At 63.6% G+C, this 22,642-nt stretch carries 15 protein-coding genes; 7 read left to right on the forward strand and 8 right to left on the reverse strand.

Annotated features, from left to right (window positions below; all coding sequences use genetic code 11):
• Positions 1 to 16 precede the first annotated feature (16 nt).
• Entirely contained in the window at positions 17 to 1,045 is a 1,029-nt protein-coding gene (gene gntR / locus AC3A6F_RS08615) for an HTH-type transcriptional regulator GntR (RefSeq protein ID WP_487679793.1), read from the reverse strand.
• Between the two features lie 224 nt (positions 1,046 to 1,269).
• On the opposite strand from gntR, the gene AC3A6F_RS08620 reads away from it, so the two are divergent.
• Positions 1,270 to 2,892, forward strand: a complete 1,623-nt coding sequence (locus AC3A6F_RS08620; RefSeq protein WP_487679795.1) for a methyl-accepting chemotaxis protein — start codon at positions 1,270 to 1,272, stop codon at positions 2,890 to 2,892.
• Here AC3A6F_RS08620 and AC3A6F_RS08625 read toward each other — a convergent pair whose 3' ends face one another.
• Together AC3A6F_RS08625 and AC3A6F_RS08630 are read right to left on the reverse strand one after the other, a co-directional pair.
• Positions 2,893 to 6,099 (reverse strand): error-prone DNA polymerase, encoded by a 3,207-nt coding sequence (locus AC3A6F_RS08625; RefSeq protein ID WP_487679797.1) that lies wholly within the window; start codon positions 6,097 to 6,099, stop codon positions 2,893 to 2,895. It abuts the gene before it with no gap.
• A 130-nt stretch (positions 6,100 to 6,229) separates the two neighbouring features.
• The gene (locus tag AC3A6F_RS08630; protein WP_487679799.1) at positions 6,230 to 8,371 is read right to left on the reverse strand and encodes a hypothetical protein; all 2,142 of its coding nucleotides are present in this window, start codon (positions 8,369 to 8,371) and stop codon (positions 6,230 to 6,232) included.
• A 317-nt stretch (positions 8,372 to 8,688) separates the two neighbouring features.
• On the opposite strand from AC3A6F_RS08630, the gene AC3A6F_RS08635 reads away from it, so the two are divergent.
• Both AC3A6F_RS08635 and AC3A6F_RS08640 read left to right on the forward strand, forming a co-directional pair.
• Positions 8,689 to 10,863, forward strand: a complete 2,175-nt coding sequence (locus AC3A6F_RS08635; RefSeq protein WP_487679801.1) for a protein kinase domain-containing protein — start codon at positions 8,689 to 8,691, stop codon at positions 10,861 to 10,863.
• Positions 10,860 to 11,438, forward strand: coding sequence for a hypothetical protein (locus AC3A6F_RS08640; protein ID WP_487679803.1), 579 nt, complete (start codon positions 10,860 to 10,862; stop codon positions 11,436 to 11,438). The genes AC3A6F_RS08635 and AC3A6F_RS08640 overlap by 4 nt, the downstream gene beginning before the upstream one ends.
• A 4-nt stretch (positions 11,439 to 11,442) precedes the next feature.
• Here AC3A6F_RS08640 and AC3A6F_RS08645 read toward each other — a convergent pair whose 3' ends face one another.
• Positions 11,443 to 12,969, reverse strand: a complete 1,527-nt coding sequence (locus AC3A6F_RS08645) for a sigma 54-interacting transcriptional regulator (RefSeq protein WP_487679805.1) — start codon at positions 12,967 to 12,969, stop codon at positions 11,443 to 11,445.
• 229 nt (positions 12,970 to 13,198) lie between these two features.
• Here AC3A6F_RS08645 and AC3A6F_RS08650 point away from each other — a divergent pair, with 229 nt between their 5' ends.
• From AC3A6F_RS08650 to AC3A6F_RS08660, 3 genes are all read left to right on the forward strand, one after another.
• Positions 13,199 to 13,990 carry a PhzF family phenazine biosynthesis protein gene (locus AC3A6F_RS08650; protein ID WP_487679807.1) on the forward strand — a complete coding sequence of 264 codons (792 nt, stop codon included), beginning with the start codon at positions 13,199 to 13,201 and terminating at the stop codon, positions 13,988 to 13,990.
• Positions 13,991 to 14,146: 156 nt separating this feature from the next.
• Positions 14,147 to 16,525 (forward strand): TonB-dependent receptor plug domain-containing protein, encoded by a 2,379-nt coding sequence (locus AC3A6F_RS08655; RefSeq protein ID WP_487680443.1) that lies wholly within the window; start codon positions 14,147 to 14,149, stop codon positions 16,523 to 16,525.
• A gap of 186 nt (positions 16,526 to 16,711) precedes the next feature.
• Positions 16,712 to 18,196, forward strand: a complete 1,485-nt coding sequence (locus tag AC3A6F_RS08660) for a hypothetical protein (RefSeq protein WP_487679809.1) — start codon at positions 16,712 to 16,714, stop codon at positions 18,194 to 18,196.
• 25 nt (positions 18,197 to 18,221) lie between these two features.
• Here the strand turns inward: AC3A6F_RS08660 and AC3A6F_RS08665 are convergent, their stop codons facing one another.
• The gene (locus AC3A6F_RS08665; RefSeq protein ID WP_487679811.1) at positions 18,222 to 18,380 is read right to left on the reverse strand and encodes a hypothetical protein; all 159 of its coding nucleotides are present in this window, start codon (positions 18,378 to 18,380) and stop codon (positions 18,222 to 18,224) included.
• Between the two features lie 112 nt (positions 18,381 to 18,492).
• On the opposite strand from AC3A6F_RS08665, the gene AC3A6F_RS08670 reads away from it, so the two are divergent.
• Positions 18,493 to 19,272, forward strand: a complete 780-nt coding sequence (locus tag AC3A6F_RS08670; protein ID WP_487679813.1) for a hypothetical protein — start codon at positions 18,493 to 18,495, stop codon at positions 19,270 to 19,272.
• Between the two features lie 135 nt (positions 19,273 to 19,407).
• On the opposite strand, the gene AC3A6F_RS08675 is transcribed toward AC3A6F_RS08670, so the two are convergent.
• From AC3A6F_RS08675 to AC3A6F_RS08685, 3 genes are read right to left on the reverse strand one after another with little or no spacing between them, the layout of a single operon-like run.
• Complete coding sequence (locus AC3A6F_RS08675; RefSeq protein ID WP_487679815.1) at positions 19,408 to 20,538, reverse strand: branched-chain amino acid ABC transporter substrate-binding protein; 1,131 nt, start codon at positions 20,536 to 20,538, stop codon at positions 19,408 to 19,410.
• Positions 20,539 to 20,594: 56 nt separating this feature from the next.
• The gene (locus AC3A6F_RS08680; protein ID WP_487679817.1) at positions 20,595 to 21,953 is read right to left on the reverse strand and encodes an ATP-binding protein; all 1,359 of its coding nucleotides are present in this window, start codon (positions 21,951 to 21,953) and stop codon (positions 20,595 to 20,597) included.
• Positions 21,950 to 22,612 (reverse strand): response regulator transcription factor, encoded by a 663-nt coding sequence (locus tag AC3A6F_RS08685; RefSeq protein WP_320476696.1) that lies wholly within the window; start codon positions 22,610 to 22,612, stop codon positions 21,950 to 21,952. The genes AC3A6F_RS08680 and AC3A6F_RS08685 overlap by 4 nt, the downstream gene beginning before the upstream one ends.
• Positions 22,613 to 22,642: the final 30 nt, after the last annotated feature.

Here is a 22,642-nt window from a genome sequence, read left to right on the forward strand (position 1 = left end):
ATCAAGCGCCTGAAGGTCAGGCGCTCTCGCGCTCGCGCAAGGTAAATCCCAGGTCGATGCGCTTGCGCTCGGGCTCCTGGCCCTTGATCACCTGCAGCAGCAGGCTGGCGGCTTCGAAGCCGATCTGGTAGCGCGGCGTGTCGATGGTGGTCAGCGACGGCATCATCCATGCCGATGCCGGCAAATCGTTGAAGCCGCAGACGGCGATGTCCTGCGGGATGCGGATGCCGTGGCGCTGGCAGTGGTAGACGGCGCCGTGGGCCAGGTCGTCGTTGCAGCAGAAGACGGCGTCGCAGTCGGGCATGTTCGCCATCATCTGCCCCATCAACTCGGCGCCGAGCGCGATCGTGGAACGTTCCGGCACCATCAGCTCGAGCCGTGGGTCGGCCAGGCCCGCCTCGGCCATCGCGGCCCGGTAGCCGTCGGCGCGGCGCAAGGTGCGCTCGTCCAGCTGGGCTCCGATGAAACCGATGCGGCGGTAGCCCTTCCTGACCAGGTGGCGCGTCATCTCCATGCCGGCCTCGAACTGGGAGAAGCCGACCGACAGGGCGCCGGCGTCGTCCGACAAGTCCATCATCGACACCGACGGCACCTGCGACGCTTCCAGCATCTTCGTCACGGCCGGGCTGTGGGCCTGGCTCGAGAACAGGATGCCGTCCGGGCTCGATTGCAGATAGGTGCGCAGCAGCTTTTCTTCCTCGGCCTGCGAATAATAGGTATTGCCGATCAGGAGCTGGTACTGGCCCGGCGCGACGGCGTCGTGGATGCCTTCGAGGACGGCGGTGAACACGGCATTGGAAAACGACGGCACCAGCACCACGATCACATGCGATTGCGACGAAGCCAGCGCGCGCGCGGCGCGGTTGGGCACGTAGCCGAGTTCCGCGACCGCGCGCTCCACCTTGACCCGGGTGACCTCGGAGACCATCTGCGGCTGGCTCAGCGCGCGCGAGGCGGTCATGATCGACACGCCGGCCATGCCCGCCACCTGCTCGAGCGTCGCCCGTCCCGTTCCCCTGCCCCTGCTGCGGCTCGTTTTATCCATGGTCATCCTGTGGTGGCTTTCTCTATTCCTGGTTCCATTCTATCAACAACGGCCAGGCCTTTTGTGGCCGCCTTGGCCAGCCTGGAAACCGGCCGGAAAGTCAGTTAGTGATTTTGCTGATTTAATCGTTGTATTTTTGCTGAATTCAGGGCTCAGGCCGCAGACGGTCTCATCTACTGTCGCTATACTTTTTCACGCTCCGTTGCCTTGTTGAAAGAATCCATATGCGCCTGAATAACCCGATCACCAATAACGAATACCAGCTGGCCGACAGCAAGACCATCGTCTCGACCACCGATTTGCAGGGCAATATCCGCTATGCGAACCCGTATTTCGTGCAGGTGAGCGGCTTCACCGAAGATGAGCTGATCGGCGCGCCGCAGAACATCCTGCGCCATCCGGACATGCCGGTGGAGGCCTTCGCCGACATGTGGCAGGCGATCCGCGCCGGGCGACCATGGAGCGGCATGGTCAAGAACCGCTGCAAGAACGGCGACTATTACTGGGTGTATGCGAACGTGACGCCGGTGCTCGAGAACGGCCAGGCGGCCGGCTATATGTCGGTGCGCACCAAGCCAACGCGCGAGCAGGTGCGTGAGGCGGCGGCGCTGTATGCCGAACTCAAGGCCGGCAACCCGCGCGGCCTGGTATTGCGCAACGGCCGCGTCGAACATGGCGGCCTGCGCGGCCGCCTGGCGGCGCTGGGACGGCTGCCGCTGCGCACCCAGGTCAACGGCGGCATGGGCCTGTTGACGCTGCTGCTGGCGGCGATCACGCTCGAATGCTGGCGCGACGGCCTGCCGGCGTGGACCTTGTTGTCGCTGGCCGCGTCGCTGGCCATGGTGCTGGGCCTGTGGGCCAGCCTGCGCCGCAACGTGCTGGCGCCGCTGGCCGAGGCCTCCGGCTTCGCGCGCCGCCTGGCCGGCGGCGACCTCACCTGCCGCCTGGCGCCGCGCCGCGACGACGAGATGGGCCAGCTGGTGGCGGCCCTGCGCCAGTCGGCCGTCAACCTGTTCAGCGTGATCGGCGACGTGCGCGCCAACTTCGACGAGATCCGCCACGCCACCGGCGAAATCGCGACCGGCAACCTGGACCTGTCGAGCCGCACCGAGACGCAATCGTCAAGCCTGCAAGAGACTGCGGCCAGCATGGAGCAGCTGACCCACAACGTGGCGCAGAGCGCCGACAGCGTGAACGCGGCCAGCGACCTGGCGCGCCGCGCCGCCTCGACGGCCGGCAACGGCCAGCGCACCGTCACCGAGGTGGTGAGCACGATGGAAGCGATCAGCGCCTCGTCGCACAAGGTGCTCGACATCGTCGGCATGATCGACGGCATCGCCTTCCAGACCAATATCCTGGCCCTGAACGCCGCCGTGGAAGCGGCGCGCGCGGGCGAACAGGGCCGCGGCTTCGCGGTGGTGGCGGGCGAAGTGCGCACGCTGGCCCAGCGCAGCGCGGTCGCGGCCAAGGAGATCAAGGCGCTGATCGACGCCTCGATCATCAACGTCGACAACGGCAACCGCCTGAGCGTGGCGGCCGGGGCGGCGATCCAGGAAGTGGTGGGCGCGGTCGACCAGGTGACGCGCGTGATGGACGAGATCGCAGGCGCGACGCGCGAGCAGTCGAGCGGCATCGGCCAGGTGAACCAGGCGGTGACGCAGCTCGACGCGATCACGCAGCAGAACGCGGCCCTGGTGGAAGAAGCGGCCGCCGCGACGGCGACCTTGGCGCGGCAGACCGATGAGGTGTCGCAGGCCTTGCAGGTGTTTCAGTTGCAGGCGGGCGCGCCGGGACGCACCGTCCGCAAGGCCGCCGGCAAACACGCCGTGAGACTGGCCGCAGCATAATCAACAAAAATCCCTGCTGCGCGCATCCAGCCCGCCCAGCAGGTGCGACAAGTCCACCAGCCGCTTGGCCACCAGGTGGCGCACCTCTCCCTGGCGCTGCCAGACGCCATACACCCCGAGCAGCGGCGCACCCAGCACTTCGCGCCGCTGCTGCTCGACCAGGGTCGGCCACACGATCACATTGACGTTGCCGGTCTCGTCTTCCAGGGTCATGAACAGCACGCCCTTGGCCGTGCCGGGACGCTGGCGCACCGTGACCAGGCCGCAGGCGCGCGCCAGCTGGCCGTCCTGAAAATCCATCAGGCTCGAAGCCGGTATGAAGCGCTGCTTGAGCAGGCGCTCGCGCAGCAGCGCCAGCGGATGGCGGCCGAGCGTCAATCCCTGCGCACGGTAGTCGCCGACGATCTCTTCTCCTTCGCTCGGCGCCTGCAATGCGGGCGTCTCTTCGCGCGGCACGGTCGAGCGCAACAGATCCTTGTCGGGCGCGGCGCCCGAGGCCTGCCACAAGGCTTCGCGCCGGTGTCCGGCCAGCGAGCGCAGGGCGTTGGATGCGGCCAGCACCTGCAGGTCGCCCCGGTCGAGATGCGCGCGCCGCGCCAGGTCGGCCACGCTGTCGAAGGGCCGCACGGCGCGCGCCTGCTCGATGCGCTCGGCCGACTCCTGGCTCATCCCGCGTTGCAGCGAAAAGCCCAGCCGCACCGCCGGCTGGCGCGCGCGGTCGACGGGGTCGTACTCTTCCAGCGCCGAATCCCAGCCGCTGACGGCGACATCGACCGGCCGCACCTCGATGCCGTGGCGGCGCGCATCCTGCACCAGTTGCGAGGGACTATAAAACCCCATCGGCTGGCTGTTGAGCAGCGCGCAGAGAAAAGCGGCCGGCTCGTGGCACTTGAGCCACGAGCTCGCATAGGCCAGCAGCGCAAAGCTGGCCGCGTGCGATTCGGGGAAGCCGTATTCGCCGAAGCCCTGGATCTGGCTGAAGATCGCTTCGGCGAATTCCAGCTTGTAGCCGCGTTCGAGCATGCCGCCCACGATGCGCTCGTAGTATTTTTCGAGGCCGCCCTTGCGCTTCCAGGCCGCCATCGCGCGCCGCAGTTGATCCGCCTCGCCCGGCGTGAAACCGGCGCCCAGGATCGCCACCTGCATCACCTGCTCCTGGAAGATCGGCACGCCAAGGGTGCGCCCGAGCGCGACCTTCATCTCTGGGCTCGGGTAGTCGACCGGCTCCAGCCCCTGGCGCCGCCGCAGGTAGGGATGGACCATGCCGCCCTGGATCGGGCCGGGACGCACCACGGCCACTTCGATCACCAGGTCATAGAAGCGGCGCGGCAGCATGCGCGGCAACATGCTCATCTGCGCCCTCGATTCGATCTGGAACACGCCGATGGTGTCGGCCTGGCAGATCATGTCGTAGGTGGCGCTGTCCTCGAGCGGGATGTCCTGCATCTCGAACACGTCGCCATACCGCTGGCCGACCAGTTCCAGGCCGCGCCGCATCATCGACAGCATGCCCAGCGCCAGCACGTCGACCTTCATCAGGCCCAGCTCTTCGAGATCGTTCTTGTCCCACTGGATGACGCTGCGATCGGCCATCGTCGCGTTCTCGATCGGCACCAGGCGCGAAAGCTTGCCCTTCGCGATCACGAAGCCGCCCGGATGCTGAGACAGGTGGCGCGGGAAGTTCAGCAGCGACTGCGCCAGCGTGGCCCACTGGCGCGACAGCGGCGCCTCGGGATCGAGGCCGCTTTCGGCCAGGCGGCCCAGCAGATCGGCGCGGCTGTCGAACCAGTGATGGGTCTTGGCCACCTTCTCGACGATGGCGAGGTCGATGCCGAGCGCCCGCCCGCTGTCGCGCAGCGCGCTCTTGGGCCGGTAGCTGATCACCACCGCGGCCAGCGCCGCCCGCTGGCGGCCGTATTTGTTGTAGATGTACTGGATGACTTCTTCGCGCCGCTGGTGTTCGAAGTCGACGTCGATGTCGGGCGGCTCGTTGCGCTCGCGCGAGATGAAGCGCTCGAACAGCAGGCTGGCGCGGGCCGGATCGACCTCGGTGATGCCGAGGCAGTAGCACACCGCCGAGTTGGCGGCCGAGCCGCGGCCCTGGCACAGGATGTGTTGCGAGCGCGCGAAGCGCACGATGTCGTACACCGTCAGGAAGTAGTGTTCGTAACCCATGTCGGCGATCAGTTCGAGCTCGTACTCGATCTGGGCCTGCACCTTGGCCGGCACGCCGTCGCGGAAGCGCCGGTGCGCACCGATCCAGGTCTCGCTGCGCAGGTAGCTGCTGGCATCGTGGCCTTGGGGCACCACCTCATCGGGGTATTCGTAGCGCAGCTCGTCGAGCGAGAAGGTGCACAGGCGCGCGATGCGCACCGTCTCGGCCAGCGCCTCGCGCGAATAGATGTTGGCCAGGCGCAGGCGCGCGCGCAGGTGCTGCTCGGCGTTCTGCGCCAGGCCGTAGCCGCAGGCGCCCACCGGTTTACCGAGGCGGGTCGCGCTCAGGGTGTCCTGCAAGGGCTTGCGCGAGCGGACGTGCATGCAGACGTGGCCCAGCGCGACGATCGGCAGGCCATGCTGCCAGCCCACCTCTTCCACCGTGGCGCGGTGGGCGTCGTCGAAAGCGCGGTGCAGCTGGGTGAGGCCGAGCCAGGCGCGGCCCGGGAAGGTGGTGGCCATCCATGCGGCCTGGGCGTGCAGGCGGTCGACGTCCTGGGCTTCGTGACCGGGGTATGGCGGCAGCAGGATTGCCAGGCAGTCGGGCATGTGCTGCAGGTGCGCGTATTCCTGGACGGGATTGGCCAGGTCGTCGGGGGTGAGCAGGTAGGTGCCTTTTTCGCTGCGCGTGCGGCCGATCGTGATCAGTTCGGACAGGTTGCCGTAGCCGTTGCGGTTTTGCGCCAGCAGGATCAGAGAGGGGGCTGGCGTCAGATCGTCGTCGGGGTTCTTGAGGTGGAAGTGGGCGCCGATGATCAGGGGCAGGTTGGCGGCTTTCGCTTCGGCGTGGGCGCGCACGACGCCGGCCAGCGAGCATTCGTCGGTAAGGGCCAGCGCGAAGTAACCCAGCTGCACCGCGCGCGCGACCAGCTCCTCGGCGTGCGAGGCCCCTTGCAGGAACGAGAAGTTCGAGAGGCAGAACAACTCGGCGTAGGGTGGCAGCGCCTGGGCTTGGGATGCTGGCGGCTGGGCGGTGGGGGTGGGCTTGGTCACGCTGCGGGAGGCTGTCAAACAGCCAATACTGTATAAAAACACAGTATAACCGAGCTCACTACGCTAGCGACTCAAATGTGGCGTTGAACGCGTGGGAGGCAAAGCCTCCCACGCTACCAGCATCGACTACTCAGGCATTTGTGGGAAAAGGGCGCGGCATGGGTCCGAGGGACGAGCGGGAAGGATCTTGTGTCCCCATCCGCGCGCGCAGGCTGGACAAACCACCACCATGCGCGCGGCGTAATACCGGCTGATCCGCACAGACCATACGCTCATATGCCAGCATCAAGGCAGTGCCACCCGTGGAATTGATGTAGTCGAGCATGTCCATCGTGGTCTCGTAAGCCCAGTCGGAGAAGCTCTCGCCCAGTTCGCCCCCTGCCGTCGCACCGGCACTCGTAACGCCACCCTGCACTTTCGTCAGGATCGTGACAATGGCCCACGAGATCCCCATCCATCCAGTCGTCGCAAGCGTCATGCGCAGCACTGGCATGAGGATGCCCGCCTCGTGGATCGCCTTGAGCACGCCAAGCAAGGCGCTCGCCGGCATTGCGCGGTTGCAGTCGATGGTCGCGATCAGGATCGCGATCTTGTTCATCACGCCAGGATAGCGCCGCAGAAAGCGGTACAAGGCGAGACCGATCTGCTGCTGGTCGCCGAGCAGCCGACCAAGGCCGGCCGCTAGAAAGCAGCCGCCAGTGAGCTTCCACACCACTTTTACCAGCTTCATGTCGACCGGACCATCCAGCATCGTCGCGCTGGCGAAGGCTTGCAAATGGCTGGCATTGCCGGCCCGCGTGGGGCTCAGCAGCAAGTTGAAGCAAGTGGAAAAATTGGTGTCGTAGCTGCCGTCCACCGCGATGGCGCCGCTTGCGGTCACCGCGATGAACGGTGCTCCCGCGCCACCGACGACGCCGATATTGATGGCGCCGTTGGCCTGGAGCGATGCCATCAACTGGATTGCATCCTGCGTGCTGCCGCCGGCGCGCAAGATGCCGTGGCTATCCGCGCTCAGGTAGCTGCCGTCACGGCATTGCAGGGTGATGGCGGCTGCATCCTGGGCCTCGGGTACGCCGATGGTGAACACCTCGGCCGCGTCGCTCGAGGTTCCAAGCGCCGTGATCTGGCCGTCGGCGGCGATCGACCAGTAACCGCCTGCCGCGGTCTGGAGCTTGATCTCATCGCCGGCGGCGAGCGCGCCGACCAGCGAGACGAAGTTTCTGTCAGTGGTGAAAGTTGGCTCGGGCTGGGTGATCGAGACCGGCGTATCTTCAGGCACGTTGACGCTCGATACCCCCGCCACGCCCCAGCTATAGACCATCGAGAACGACTTGACGGCGGCCGGCCAGGTGTCGCCGAAGGTCAAGCTGTCGGCCGTGAACGACAGGCTTCCGTTTTCCACCAGCGTGGCGACCTTTTCCGTAACGTCGACCGGCCCGTAGGCGGCGGCGATGATGTTCAGGGCGCGCGGGTCGAGCGACGCCTGTCCGGCGGGAGCGGCCGGATCGTAGTCGATGTGCAGGGTCTGGTTCTCGGTCGTCGCGGCCATTTGCGGCTTGCGGTCGGCGTACTGGTAGACCACGTGCAGGGTCTTGCGCATGGCCGGCCAGCCATCGCCGAATACGCTGCTGGATGCGGCGACGGACAGCCTGCGCCGGCTCACGCTGGCGCGGACGATGTCGGTGACGTCCTTGAGGCCATAGAAGGCGCTCAGGATGTGCAGCGGCGGACGGTAGCTGAGCGCATAGGGATTGCCCTCGATGACGATGTCGATGAACGGGATCTGGCCGCAATAGCTGGCCACGATGACGAAGGTGTTGCGCTTGCCGTAGCCGTCTTCACCGAGGGTGGCGCTGTCGGCGACAAGGGACAGGGTTCCAGCCGAGTGGTCGGCCAGATTGCGCACCGTCGCGCTCACGTCGGCGCAGCCGAAGCTGGCGCCCCACACGGTCAGTACCGGCTGGGCGGTGTTGTCTTGCGGCGCTGGGGCAGGAACCCGGGTAGCTTGCTCGAACTGCTGCGCACCGATGTTCAGCGTCTGGCCTTCCGAAGCCGTCGCCACGAACGTTGGGCCACCGTCATAACGATAGACGACGGTCAGCGTCTTTTCGTGGCCAACCCAGGTGTCGCCGAACGTCTGGTTGCTCGCCAAAACAGACAGGGTCTCTGGAAAAGCCTGACGGTTGACCTGCTTGATGACCTGCGCGGTGACTTGCTTGAGTCCATAAGCCGCGCCAACGATCTGCAGAACGCCTGTGCTTTGGGTAGCCATACTTGAATCTTCTTTCCGGAATGAATAACATGCTTTGCGACAATTGCGATAGAAGGCGCGACGATCTTCGTTACGTCCTTCCTCGTGGTACGCAATAGTTTGCAAACTCCGTGCCACCCTGAAACATAGCGTGAAAGCAACAAAATCAAGGATTTAGTCGACTATTTATGCCTGTTGGGTGTAAAACAACGGGTGTTTTTACATGTCAACGAGGAAGTTGACACGCTGGTTGCCTGAATCAAAGTTAAGAATGTGTATTCGGCAAGTTTCTTTTCCTGTAGTATTTACGGCGCCTGCGCCGACCTAACGAGCCGCAAATGACTTCATCGCCTGACTTGATTGCCACTCCCAGTACCGAGCGATATCGCCTCGGTAAGCTGCTTGGCAATGGCGGTTTCGGCGATGTGCATGAGGCGTGGGATCCGGCGCTGCAACGCACGGTTGCCATCAAGCGCCTGAAGCCTGACTTGGTGCGCGACCAGCCGGACAACCTGCTTCAGGAGGCGCGCCTAGCGGCATCGCTGCGGCATCCTGCTTTCATTCAGATCTATTCGCTCGAAGACGACGGCCATAGCAAGTCGATCGTGATGGAGCTCGTTGGTGGCAAGACCCTGCATCAGCTGCTATCCACGACCAAGCTGTCGCGGGATCAGATACTCGATATCGTTTGCCAGTTGGCAGACGCGATGGCGCAGGCGCATGCGGCGGGGTTGATTCATGGCGATCTGAAGCCAGCCAATCTGATGATTGAGCCGTCGGGGCAGTTGCGAATCATGGATTTTGGGCTGGCGCGCAAGATCGATCCGCTGGCGACCGAGTCGGGGGATGTGCTGCAGACTCAGGGCACGATCGCCTATTTAGCGCCTGAAATTTTGAATGGCAAGCACCCGAATACGCTCAGCGATATTTATGCTGTTGGCGTGTTGATGTACGAGATGATGCATGGAGAGAGGCCGTTTGCGCATTTGCATGGGCTGGCGCTGGCCGCTGCTCAGGTGCAGTCGTCGTGTTCTCAATGGACCTTCGCTACAAACGCTGATCACGACATGGCTGCTCTAGTACGTGCAATATGCGCTCCGGATCCGGCTATGCGGATACCAACTATGAGCGCAATTAAAGATGCTGCAATAGCCGCACGGCAATCAAATGAATCAACCTCTGAAATCTCTTTAGTCTCTAATCCTACAAAAATATCTTTATCGCACCGCCGTGGATGGCATAAGATCATTTATTGCTCCGTAGCAGCCCTTCTATTTTTAGGATTTTCCACCTATTGGGGGGGAACAGAGAATATCGTCCAGCATTGGCAGCCGCAAGTATCAGAGTCAACACATATGGCGAATGGCATGGCTGCGCTACGTCAGTTTGATCGCGACGGCAGCTTAGACACCGCGATCGAAAATTTTAGCACCATCCTTAAAAAGCAGTCCAATCACGCAGCTGCGTCAGCTGGCATGGCGCTGGCATATGCACTACGTTTTGCGGGTGATCGCAGCGATGCAAGCTGGCTGCAACGTGCCGACGCGAGTTCACAAGCAGCACTGGCTTTAAATGATCAACTAGCGATCGGCTATGCTGCCAAAGCTTACGTTCGTTGGCAGCAAGTAAAAAATGAAGAGGGTTTAGAACTTGCGCAGCAAGCCCTAGAATTAGACCCGTCAAACCTGTTTGCTCACAATACAAAAAACGGTATTCTTATTCATTTACAGCGGTACTCCGAGGCCGAACTTGGCATCCAAAGTGCCCGGAAATTACATCCAACTGAGCGTATATTCATTGATCAACTAGGCGAACTACGCTATCGCCAAGGCGATTACCCCGGCGCCGAACAGGCTTTCCGCAAGAGCATCCAGATGGCACCGGATGCGGTATTTTCGTATGCCAATTTGAGCACCGCATTGGTGCGGCAAGGTCGAGACGATGAAGCGTTACAAGTACTCCAGCAAGGTTTACAGGTACGTCCTAATGGTCAGCTTTACAGTAATCTGGGAACTACCCTGTTTAGCCGGGGCGACTACTTAGGCGCGGCCAAGGCATTTGAACATGCTGTATCCACCTCAAAAGGCAATAGTATTGCATATTTACGATGGGCCAATTTGGCTGATACCCTTCGCTGGATTCCCGGCCGCGAATCTGATTCACAACAAGCCTATCGCAAAGCAGCCGCACTTCTGAAGCCGTTACTGGATCACGCACCGACCAACACCACACTGATCTCGCGCATGGGTCTATATTCGGCTAAACTTGGAGACAAAGCGACTGCGTCATTACTGAGCAAGAAAGCGGTATCTTCCAAACCTTCCAATGCGGATGTTCGATTCCGTGCCGCTATAGCTTATGAAATCATCGGGCAACGCGATTCTGCATTACAAGAACTTACGAGCGCCCAGCGGCTTGGTTATCCTAGAAAACTAATCGGCACTGAGCCCGACTTGTTGGCATTGCGGAGCGATCCGCGATTTGACTTACTTCAAATAGAAAGGGAACAATGACACAAGCACTGATGACTTTGACGGCAAGTTTTGACGTCAATCAGGTGGATGATGGTATCAATTGGATTTTCGCGGATCTTGACTCGGCCATCCAAACCGAACAGAATTCAGTAGAGTCGTACTGGAATCGCGATGTTAATTTTTCTGCTGGCCAGCCTTTCCGGATTGCAGTTAACGCAACCGACAAAGAGAAAACAGGTTTTGAATCTCTTAAGATAATAGACTGCTGCCTGATCACTAGGCCCCGGATCGTAAGCTGCGGACCGAACGCACGTACTCACTACGGCGTTCCGTCCCTGTTCGTTGATGAGAGCGGGGAGCAACTTGGCGCACTGTATCAAATCGATCCTTCAGCATTCTCCGTGCATAGCACTGGTATCGATCCGGCAAAAGGGAAGCGGATTACCCTGTTATGGAATGGCGAATTGAATGTTGGGCCATACAACGGATTTTGGGAGATCTCTTTTTACGTCACTGTCCGAATCAAACGCGCTGGCGAGCAACTAGAGCAGCTCCGTGTATTCACCTTTGATCCTGAAGGCGAAGTCGGTAACGGCACTTACCCTCCAAATTAAGGCCTCAAAGTCTGGATGCTTCTCCGAGACCCAAAAAACCAAGATGACGTCTTAATGCCTCCGCCGGCGTCATGAGCCTTGACGCACACCGCTGGAGATCGCCCTCACACGCCTCCCAGGCCACACGAATCTCGTCCTCCGAAATATTGGCAGGAAAACGAATCCGAGGGTGAGCCTCCAGCAATTTATAAACGGTAGGCCGCGAAATCCCCAGCGCCTTGGAAGCCGCCAGAATTTGCCACTGGCTCTTCTCCATCGCATCCACAAGATCGTCATCGCTCAACTCCGACACTTTGCGCCGCACCGGCCTTGACACCGAAGAAGAAGCCGCTGCACTAGCAAGAACAGGCGCAGGCACCACCACAGGCATCCCCACCGCCTGCTCCAACACCGGCACACTCCCCGCCTGCAAATCCAGCGCCACCCTCCGCATCGCATGCCCCAACTGCCGCACATTCCCCGGCCAGTCCCCATTGAACACCTGACTCAGCAACTCGAACGGCAAACTCCACCCATCCCCCGGCGCCTCGACTTCCAGAAAATGCCGCACCAACACGCCAATATCCTCGCGCCGCTCACGTAACGCCGGCACCCGAATCACAAACGCCTCAAGACGCCGCCGCAAGGCCTGATTGAACCCACCCTCCCCCAAATCCTGATCGGTCGCCGCCACGATCCGCGCATTCGACCTCGCATCCGCCCCCGCCCCAAGCGGCCGATACTCGCCACTCTCCAGCACGCGCAACAGCATGGCCTGCACCGACGCCGGCGTATCCCCGACCTCGTCCAGGAACAAGGTGCCATCCTCAGCCTCGGCAAACCACCCGCGCCGACCACTGGTCGCCCCGGTATACGCCCCCTTGACCGCACCAAACAGCTCGGCCGCCGCCAGCGACTCACTCAACGTCGCCATATTGATCGCAACAAACCGCCCGTTCCGACGCCCACTGAGCGCATGAATCGCCTGCGCCGCCACTTCCTTGCCGCTGCCAGTCTCGCCCAGCAGCAGCACCGGCATATTGGTCCCCGCCACCTGCGCGATCGCCTCGCGCATCTTGAGCGCCCCGTCGCCCACGCCGATCAAGCCGGGCACGTTCGCCGCGCGTGGCAGGCTGCGCATCAAATGCAGGCACACGAAGATCTGGCTCCCGAGCCCGATCACGATGCCACGCTCGAGCTCACTCGCCGTGAAGCGGTCGGTCCCGTTCGACGGCCGCCCATTGAGCTCCAGCCCCATCTTGCCGCGCACGTGATCTATCTGGATGCCGCCCTCGGCCACGAAGCGGATATGCACCGGCTCGCGCGTGATCGAACGCTCGCCCAGCGGCGTGCCTTCATGCCCCGCGCCCGGACGTACGAACAGCGGCGCAAACCGATTCAGCGCGATCGCGCCGCCCGCGGCCGGGCCGAGCATCTGTTCGCCGATGCGTTCGCGCTGCGGGTGCCAGAGAACCGTCATGCCGAGCACCGGCGCCGAGGCGAAGTCCTCGGCCATTCCATAGCTGGTCAGTGTCGCGTCGGGATCGCTCACGCTTGTCCGCTCACGAAGTAGGCGCCGAGGGCATCGAGATATTCCTGAAAAATGGGCAAAGTGGGCACAATCCGCTTGATGAAAAATATCCACAAATTCTAACCGATCAGAACGCGGTGGCAACCTCTCCCTGTCCTGCAAAATTGTCATGATTTAGTCAGCGCGAACAGGCAATCCAATCTATGATCCATCCGCCCTCGCTCGCCACGCCAGACCAGAAGGAAAACCCATGCACGTCCACACCCTGCGCTGCTTCGGCGCCACCGCAAACGCTGGCAACCCTGCGCTCGTCATCGAAGACGATCAATCAAATCCCGACGCACGCCAGGCCTTCGCGCGCGAGCACAACACCACCTGCGTCTGGATCGATCCGCCACAGGAAGACGGCACGGCCGCCATCGTCGACTTCTACTACCCGCACACGCGTAGCCCCCTATGCCTGCACGCCACGCTGGCCGCGGCCGCGCGACTGTTCGCACGACCAGGCGCAAATCCGCCACTGACGGTGACGACCGCCATGCACGGCCAACCACTCACACTGACCCGCGAAGGAGCACACCTGTTCGTGCGCCTGGCGCCGCAGCCCGCCCCGCAACCGGCACTCACGCCCGAGCTGCCTGCACGCCTGCTCGGCATTCCCGCGACAGTCATCGTCACAGCACCGCAAGTGGCCTCGATCGGCAGCCCGAAACTGCTGGTACAAATGCGCGACCCGGCCACCCTGCACGCGCTGACACCCGACCTGGAAGCGATCACGCAGTGGAGCAAGGAAAACGGCGTGCACGGCTTGTACGCCTACGCAGGCAACACGGATGCACAGGTCTTCGAAGGCCGCAACTTCAACCACCTCGACCCACGGCTCGAAGACAGCGCCACCGGCGTCGCGGCCGGCGCCCTCACCGTCCTGCTCGGCCGCGGATTGACCGTTCGCCAGGGCCGCGCGACCGGCCACGATTGCTTGATCCGCACCCGGATCGAAGACGGCGCCGTACTGGTCGGCGGCCGCGTCGAGACGGTTTGACACGCCAAATTGTCACGCTTTGTCATCACTTGGCCAAATAAACTAAAGCTATAGCATTACACCGTTGTGTTATTGCTACATTACGATGGTTATGGAAGACACAATTGAGTAATATCCGAATTTCCTTCGGAGAAAAATGTGATTAAACTCAAAATAATGTCTGGTTCGGTGCTATTTGCCTTATATGGTAGCGCCGCCGTGCTTTCCCTCGTCCCCGCCATCGCGCACGCACAGACCGCGCCAAGCGTCGCCAGCGGTGAAATAATGCCGAGCGTCAGCGTGGTCGGTTCGCGCCGCGTCGGCGCCGCATCGAGCACCGACACGCCGGTCGCCATCGACTTCATCCCCATGACGAAGGCCGCCGAACAAAGCGGCCAGTTCGACCTGGCCCAGGTGCTGAGTAATCTGTCGCCCTCGTTCAACTCGACCCGCCAGACCGGCGCCGACGGCGCCGACCTGATCGACTCGGCCGCCCTGCGCGGCCTGGGTTCGGACCAGACCCTGGTGCTGGTCAACGGCAAGCGCCGCCACACGGTGGCGCTGGTGAACCTGTTCGGCGCGCGCAACCGCGGCAATACCGGCACCGACATGAACGCGATTCCCGTGCTGGCGATCCGCGAAGTGCAGGTGCTGCGCGACGGCGCCGCCGCCCAATACGGTTCGGACGCGATCGCCGGTGTGATCAATATCGACCTCAAACGCAGCCTGGGCTGCGAATCGGTGCTCGGCTACGGCCAATACACCGCGGGCGACGGCGAGAACTGGCTGGCGTCGGCCTACTGCGGCGTGGCCGTGGCTGGCGGCGTGCTGGGCATCACCGGCGAATACTACGATCGCGGCCGCTCCAACCGCTCCGAAGCGGGCAACCCGCGCATCATCGGCGACACCAAGTCCGAGAACCAGACCGTCTACCTGAACGGCGAATTCCCGACCGGCCCCGGCAAGCTGTATTTCACGGCCGGCGCGCAAAAGCGCGACGCTTCCTCGGCCGCCTGGGCGCGTGAAGGCCTGGGTTCCGAAGACATCCCGTCGCGTAACTCGGCGGCGATGTACCCGGACGGCTTCGTTCCCTTCATCGACGGCGACGTCGACGACCGCTGGGGCACCGTCGGCTACCGCTGGGCGGTCGGCGAATGGAATGCCGACGTCTCGCAGACCTACGGCTACAACCGCCTGAAGTACGACATCAACAACACCCTCAACGCTTCGATCGCCAACCTCGACCTGATCAACGGCGGCCCGGGCGTCAGCGCCAGCCGCTTCAACGCCGGCGGCTTCTCGTTCCAGCAGTCGACCACCAACCTCGATATCAGCCGCTTCTACGGCGACGTATTGAAGGGCATGAACGTCGCCTTCGGCCTTGAGCACCGCCGCGAGAACTACAAGATCTTCGCCGGCGAAACCGGCTCGTGGATCGACGCCGACGGCGTGGGCGAAGGCGGCAACGCCGGCAGCCAGGGCTTCCCGGGCTTCCAGCCGGGCGACGAGACCGACAGCGACCGTCACAGCAACGCGGCTTATCTCGACATCGAAACCGACGTGACGGACCGCTTCAAGGTGCAGACCGCCGTGCGCCATGAACGCTATTCGGACTTCGGCTCGACCACCACCGGCAAGCTGGCCGCCGCATACCGCGTGGCGCCGAACGTGCTGCTGCGCGGCTCGGCCAGCACGGGCTTTCGCGCGCCGTCGCTGCAGCAGATGTACTTCTCGTCGACCTTCACCGACTTCGTCGGCGGCCAGCCACTGGACGTGGTGCTGGCGCCGAACGGCGGCCCGGTCGCCAATGCCGCCGGCATCCCGCAGCTCAAGGACGAGGAATCGAAGAGCTACACGCTGGGCCTGACCTGGTCGCCGACGCAATCGACCTCGGTCACGGCCGACCTGTACCGCATCGACATCGACGACCGCATCGTGCTGTCGGGCCGCTTCGACGCCGACAACTACCCGGCGCTGGGCGCCACCCTGCAGCAGCTCGGCGTAGGCCAGGCGCAGTTCTTCGTCAACTCGGTCGACACCAAGACGCAGGGCCTGGACCTGACCGTGTCCAACCGCAGCAAAGTGGGCATCGGCAACCTGACCACCTTCTTGGCTGTGAACTTCAGCAAGACCGAGGTGCAGCGCGTGAAGGCGCCGGCGGCACTGGAAGGTTTCGAGGACGTGCTGCTGTCGGAACGCGAGCGCCTGTTCATCGAAGAAGGCGCGCCGCGCCGCAAGGCCACGCTGGGCCTCGACTGGACGCAAGGCCAGCTCGAGACTTCGCTGCGCGTGATCCACTTCGGTCCGCAGACCCTGGGCACCTTCTCGGGCCCGCCGGTGCCGAACCAGCACTATGAGTCGAAGACCTCGGCCGACCTGTCGTTCACCTGGGCCTTCACCGAGAAGACCCGCCTGACCGTCGGCGGCACCAATATCTTCGACGTCAAGCCGACCCGCCAGGATCCGAACGAGACCGACAACGGCTTCAAGTACGAGAGCGTGCAGTTCGGCCTGAACGGCGCGGCGATGTTCGCGCGCCTGGCGCACAAGTTCTGATCGCACGCTAATCCAGGCCGATCCGGTAACAGCGGCCCGCCTTATCGCGGGCCGCTTCTGCTTCATCCGTGATTGTTGCTTGATATTCAAATCGGAACGATGTAGCATTTATTGCTACAAACAATCCTCAACATCCCCGATGCGGCATCGTGCTCAAGATCGCCAGGGCATCCGGGCGCCCCCTACATGAGCCTCACAAGCATCGACCACCCCAGTGATCGCGACGCCGACCTGGCCGCAAGGATCGCCACGCTGAAGGACTTTCACCAGTACTACCGTGATTGCCTGAGCGAACCGACCAATTTTCCTACGATCGGCAATTATCCGCTCAAGCTCCTCCACTGGGTAATCGACCGCTGCAACACCGACATCCCACAGCTGGCGGACTTTCTCGGCACGCTGCCGCCTTCGGGCCTGTCGCCAGAACATCAACTCGCGATGCACGTGGCCATGTTCACGATCCTGCAAGCCAACCTGGCCTCGCACTACAACAATACGTATCCGAACTCCACACTGCCACCGGACGTCATCGTCAACATCAAGCGTGGCCTGAACCGCGTCCTCGAACTGCATCCGGCCGGCGACTATATGGCGCTGAACGTCCAGATGCTTTACCGGATCAAGGAGATCGAAGAAGTCCTGGCGCTGTCGGAGCGCTTTCCCGACATCTTCGCCACCTATCCGTCCTTGCGGGCGATCATGGGATTTATCCACGCCATGCTCGGCCAGCATGCGCAGGCGCTGGCCTGGCTTGAGCCGCTTGCGCAGGATCCGCAGGGGCGCGACCTACCGCTGGTAGGACTGTCCCTGATGACCAGCCAGTATTTCACCGGCCAGCAACCCGATTGGCCGATGAGCTTTGCCAGCCTGGACAGCACTGCGGACGCGCTGCCGCAACTACTCGAACAACTGCCAGCCATCGAGATGGTCGAGCCGCTGGCAGAGACACCGCGGCCGGTCGTGTTCGTCGCCTGCGACGACAATTACTTCATGGAGCATGCGCGCTACCTGGCCTATTCGCTGCATGCGACCAATGTCGGCAAACTCGACCTGCACCTGCACTTGTATTCGCCCTCCCCGCAGGTCCTGGAAGAACTGACGCTGCTGCGCACACAGTTGCCGGGCCTGTCGATCGGCCTGTCGCTCGAACGCGGACCGGTGCCGGCGCAGCAGCCGACCACCTACTATGCGACGGCGCGCTTCGTGCGCGCTTACCAGGTCTTGCAGCACTATCGCTGCGAGCTGTGCATGATGGACGCCGATGCCCTGTTCAACGGCGACTGGGACGACTTCGCCCGTGGCTTGCCCGCCACTGCCGAACTGGCCCTGGCACGTGTCGAAGCTTCACCATTCTGGGAACGCATTGCCGCCGGCTTCTGCTACTACCGCCCTACCCCGCTTGCCGAGCAATTCCTGGCGAAGGTGTCCCACTTCATTCTCCACAATCTGGCGCAGGACAAGCTGATCTGGTTCACCGACCAGATCGCACTATCGGCGTGCGACGACCATGGCTTGCGCGGCGACGCCGCCGTTCACTATCTCGATCAACACACCGTGATCGACCTGCAGCACACCCCGCATTCGCTGTGCTGGATGGTCACGACAAAGAAAACGGGGCTTCCCCTCTACGACCAGGCCAGGCAGCGCCTGGCACTGCGCTACGCCGCCTGAGCGGAAGGCGCACCGCGCCTGCCGCCTACGGCTTGCCGAAGCGCTCGGCCAGCAGGCGAAGCAGGGCGAGGTAGGCCACGCAGGCCAGCAGGAATACCGCGCCATGCGGCACGGATTGCTTCACATGCTCCTGTGACAAGCCAAGCAACACGATGCCGATGATGTAGATATAAATCTTGCGCATGGTCGTCCTTGTCTTTCGCGATCGTAAAGAAATCGGCATCGACGATACGATACACGGCAGCATGGCCGCCCTCCGATATATCATGCTTGTCTTTTGACGCCGTTGGAATGACATGCAAAAACTGATCGCCGAACTGATGCGGCTTTATCTTCCTGCCGACGCGCCACCGGCCGACGTGCTGACGCTGCACGTGCTCGGCCAGCGGAACGTGCCGATCAGCCTGACGGGTGGCGACGGCCAGACGCGCGCCATGATGATCCCCTTCCGTAAGACCAAGGGCGCCGAGAGCGATGCCCACTGGCTGCGGCTGTGCGAGGTCGCCAACACGCTGCAAGAATCGCTCGGCCTGCCCGCGCCGGCGGTGAGCATCTCGGGCGGCGACGCCTATTACCTGTGGCTGTCGCTGGCAGAGCCGGTGCCGGCCGACCGGGCCCAGACCTTCCTCGAACGCCTGCGCGACGCCTGGTTCCCCGAAATCGAACTGGACACGGATGCGGTGCGCGCACCGATCGCGCTGCCGCCCTGCCTGCATCCGCGCACCGGCAAGTGGGCAGCGTTCATCCATCCGGGTATGGGCGCCTCGTTCGCCGACGAGGCGGGGCTCGACATGCCGCCGCCGCCGCTGGGCCAGGCGGCCTTCCTCGAAGGATTGGAAAGCATTGGAGAGGAGCAGTTCGAGCGGGTCTTCCAGGCGCTCGATGCCGCGCACCCTAACAAGCCGGCGGCGGTGGCGGCCCCTGTCGCCGCGCCGGCATCGTCCTTTTTACAGCATGCGCCGGCGCCAGGCCTGCTGCTGAAGGACGCGACGCTGGAAGACATCGTGCGTCATCTGCATGCGATGAATATCGAGCCGACGTTCAGGCATCTGCTGCCGTCGGACCGGTACGACTAGGCGCAGTGGCCTTGGGTTCCCGCCTGCGCGGGAACGACGTGCTAGCGATAGCGACAAAGAACCTCTTTCGTAGTCAGCTGCCTTAGCACGTCGTTCCCGCGCAGGCGGGAACCCAAGTGCACCAGCGGCAGAACCCTACTTGGTCACCGCAATCATCGAGCGTTTGCCGCCCTTGAAGGTATACAGCGTAATCGTGCCATCACGAATATCACCACGCTGATCGAACGCGATCGGCCCGGTCACACCCTTGTACTGGATCTTGGCCAGCACCGGCAAATATCTGGCCGGCGCCGACGATCCCGCCTTCACCATCGCCTCGGCCATGGCCATCGTCGCATCATAGGCATACGGCGCATTGATCTGCACGTCGATCCCAAAACGCTTCTTGTAGTCGGCGCGGAACTTGTCCATGCCGGCCTTGGCGTCGCCCTGCACGCCGCCCGCTTCCGCGCACACCACCTGGCCGTCCGTCATCGTGCCGCCCGACAGCTTGAAGATCTCGTCCGAGCAGATGCCGTCGCCGCCCATCATGCGCACGTTCATGCCCAGCTGCTTCATCTGGCGCAGCATCGGGCCGGCGGTCGCGTTCATACCACCGAAGAACACCAGGTCCGGCTTGGTGGCGCGGATGCGGGTGACGATGGCGCTGAAGTCGGTCGCCTTGTCGTTGGTGAACTCGCGCGCGACGACGCTGCCGCCGGCCTTCTGCAGGCTGCGCGAGAACTCGGTCGCCAGGCCCTGGCCGTAGGCGGTGCGGTCATCGACCACCGCTACCCGCTTGGCCTTCATCGGGCCGGTGGCGTAACGGCCCAGGGCCTGGCCCAGCTGCACGTCGTTGGCGATCACGCGGAAGGCCGTGTTGTAGCCCTGCTGGGTGTATTTCGGGCTGGTGCTCGAGTGCGAGATCTGAGGAATGCCCGCCGTGTTGTAGATCTTGGAAGCCGGGATCGTGGTGCCCGAGGTCTGGTGACCGATCACGCCATTCACCTTGGCGTCAACCAGCTTCTGCGCCACGCTCGTGGCCTGCTTCGGGTCGGCCGCGTCGTCCTCGGCCACCAGCTGGAAGGTGACCTTCTTACCGCCGATCGTCACGCCTTTGGCGTTAAGCGCCTCGATCGCCATGCGCGCGCCGTTCTCGGTGTCCTTGCCAAAATAAGCCACCGGGCCGGTCAATCCCGCCACGTGGGCAATGCGCACCACTTCCTGGCTCGAGGCCATGCCGGCCAGCGTCGACAGCACGGCTGCCATGATTATCTTCTTGTTCATCGGTTCCTCGTTCATTGCGATGCGGGCCGCGCGTGCGGCCCGCCGAACCGAACATTCTACCGCGTCTGGAGCGCGGTGGCGGCCGGCGTCCTGAACGTCACGACCGCCTTCAGCCCGCCCAGGCGCTGCGAGGCGTCCAGTGCCAGCGTCGCCCCGTGGCGCTCGGCAATCGCCTTGATGATGGCCAGACCCAGGCCGCTGCCGGCGGCATCGCTGCCGGCCACGCGGTAGAAGCGGTCGAACACGCGCTCGCGCTCTTCCGGCGGGATGCCAGGACCGCTGTCCTCGACCTGCACCACGATCTTGCCGCCCTCGTGCTGGACCGCGATATCGACCGTGCCGCTGGCCGGCGTGTACTTGACCGCGTTCTCCACCAGGTTGCGCAGCAGGATCTGCAGCGCGTCGGGCTGACCCTCCACGGTGGCCGGGTCGGCCTGCTGCACGCCCAGGTCGACGCCCTTGGCGGCGGCCACGCCGGCCAGGTCGGCCACGGTGCGGCGCGCCAGGTCGGCCAGGTCGACCGGGCGGGCGACCGCGCCTTCGGCCGCCGTTGCCTCTTGCCGCGCCAGCACCAGCAACTGTTCGACCAGGCGTGTGGCGCGGTCGATGCCGGCGGTGAGGCGCGACACCGCGACGCGGCGCGCTTCCGGGTTGTCGGCGCGGTCCAGGCTCTGCGCCTGCAGGCGCAGGGCGGCCAGCGGCGTGCGCAGCTCGTGCGCGGCGTCGGCCACGAAATGCTGCTGGGCCTCGAACGCGGTCCTGACGCGGCCGAACAGCAGGTTCAGCTCCTGCACCAGCGGCCGCACTTCGTCGGGCAAGCCGGTGTCGGACACCGGCGACAGGTCGTCGGCCTGGCGCGCGGCCACCTGCGAGCGCACCCGCGCCACCGGCTGCAGCGAGCCGCTCACGACCCACCACACCACCAGCATCAGGATCGGCATCATCACCGCGATCGGCCCCAGCGTGCGCAGTGCCAGATTGCCGGCCATATTGCGGCGCACGGCCAGGTCTTGCGCGACCTGCACGGTCTGGTTCGAGGTCTGGATCGAGAACACGCGGTAGGTGGCGCCGTTGGCGCGCACATTGGAAAAGCCCAGCACCGCGCGCTGCGGCAGGCGCGCGCGCGAGACGCTGTGGAACATCTGGACGCCGTCCGGAGACCACATCTGCACCACCATGTCGTCGTTGCCGCTGGCGCTGCTCTCGGCTTCCATGCGCGCACGCGCCTCGTCGTTCGACAACGGCGTGCCGGAGCGCAGCGACAGCGCCATCTGCTGCATGTGGTAGTCGAAGATCTGGTCGGCGTCGTGCAGCGCGGTGCGGTAGGCGATCGTCGCCTGCGCCACCGCCGCCAGGGTAATCGCCGCGAGCAGGAACCAGAGCAGGCGCCCGCGCAGCGAGTGCGTCATTTTCATGCCTTGGGCACCATATAGCCGACGCCGCGCACGTTCTGGATCAGGTCACTGCCCAGTTTCTTGCGCAGGCCGTGAATATAGACTTCGACCGCGTTGCTGGACACTTCGTCGCGCCAGCTATACAGTTTTTCTTCGAGCTGGGCCCGCGACAGCACCGCGCCCGGCCGCGCCACCAGCGCCTCGAGCACCGCCCATTCGCGCGCCGACAGCGACACCTGCGTGCCGTCGACCAGCACTTCGCGGGTGGCGGGATTGATGCTGATGTTGCGGTACTCGAAGATCGGCTCGCCACGGCCGGCGGCGCGGCGCAGCAGCGCGCGGATGCGCGCCAGCAGTTCGTCGAGGTCGTAGGGCTTGAGGACGTAGTCGTCGGCGCCGGCGTCGAGGCCGGCGATGCGCTGCTGGACCGAGTCGCGCGCGGTGGCAACCAGCACCGGGGTGCGGTCCTTGCGCGTGCGCATCGAGCGCAGCACTTCGAGGCCATCCTTGCGCGGCAGCCCCAGGTCGAGCAGCACCAGGTCGTAGTTCTGGTTCTGCAGCAGGGCGGTGTCGGCCATCTCGCCGTCCTTGACCCAGTCGACGGCGTAGTGCTCGGCCCTGAGCAGGTCGAGCACCACTTCGCCGATCATCGTATCGTCTTCCACCAGCAGTAGCCGCATGTGTTTCCCTAAAATGAAGCCCGTGCGGGT

Source organism: Massilia sp. Soil_C_3 (assembly GCF_057657035.1).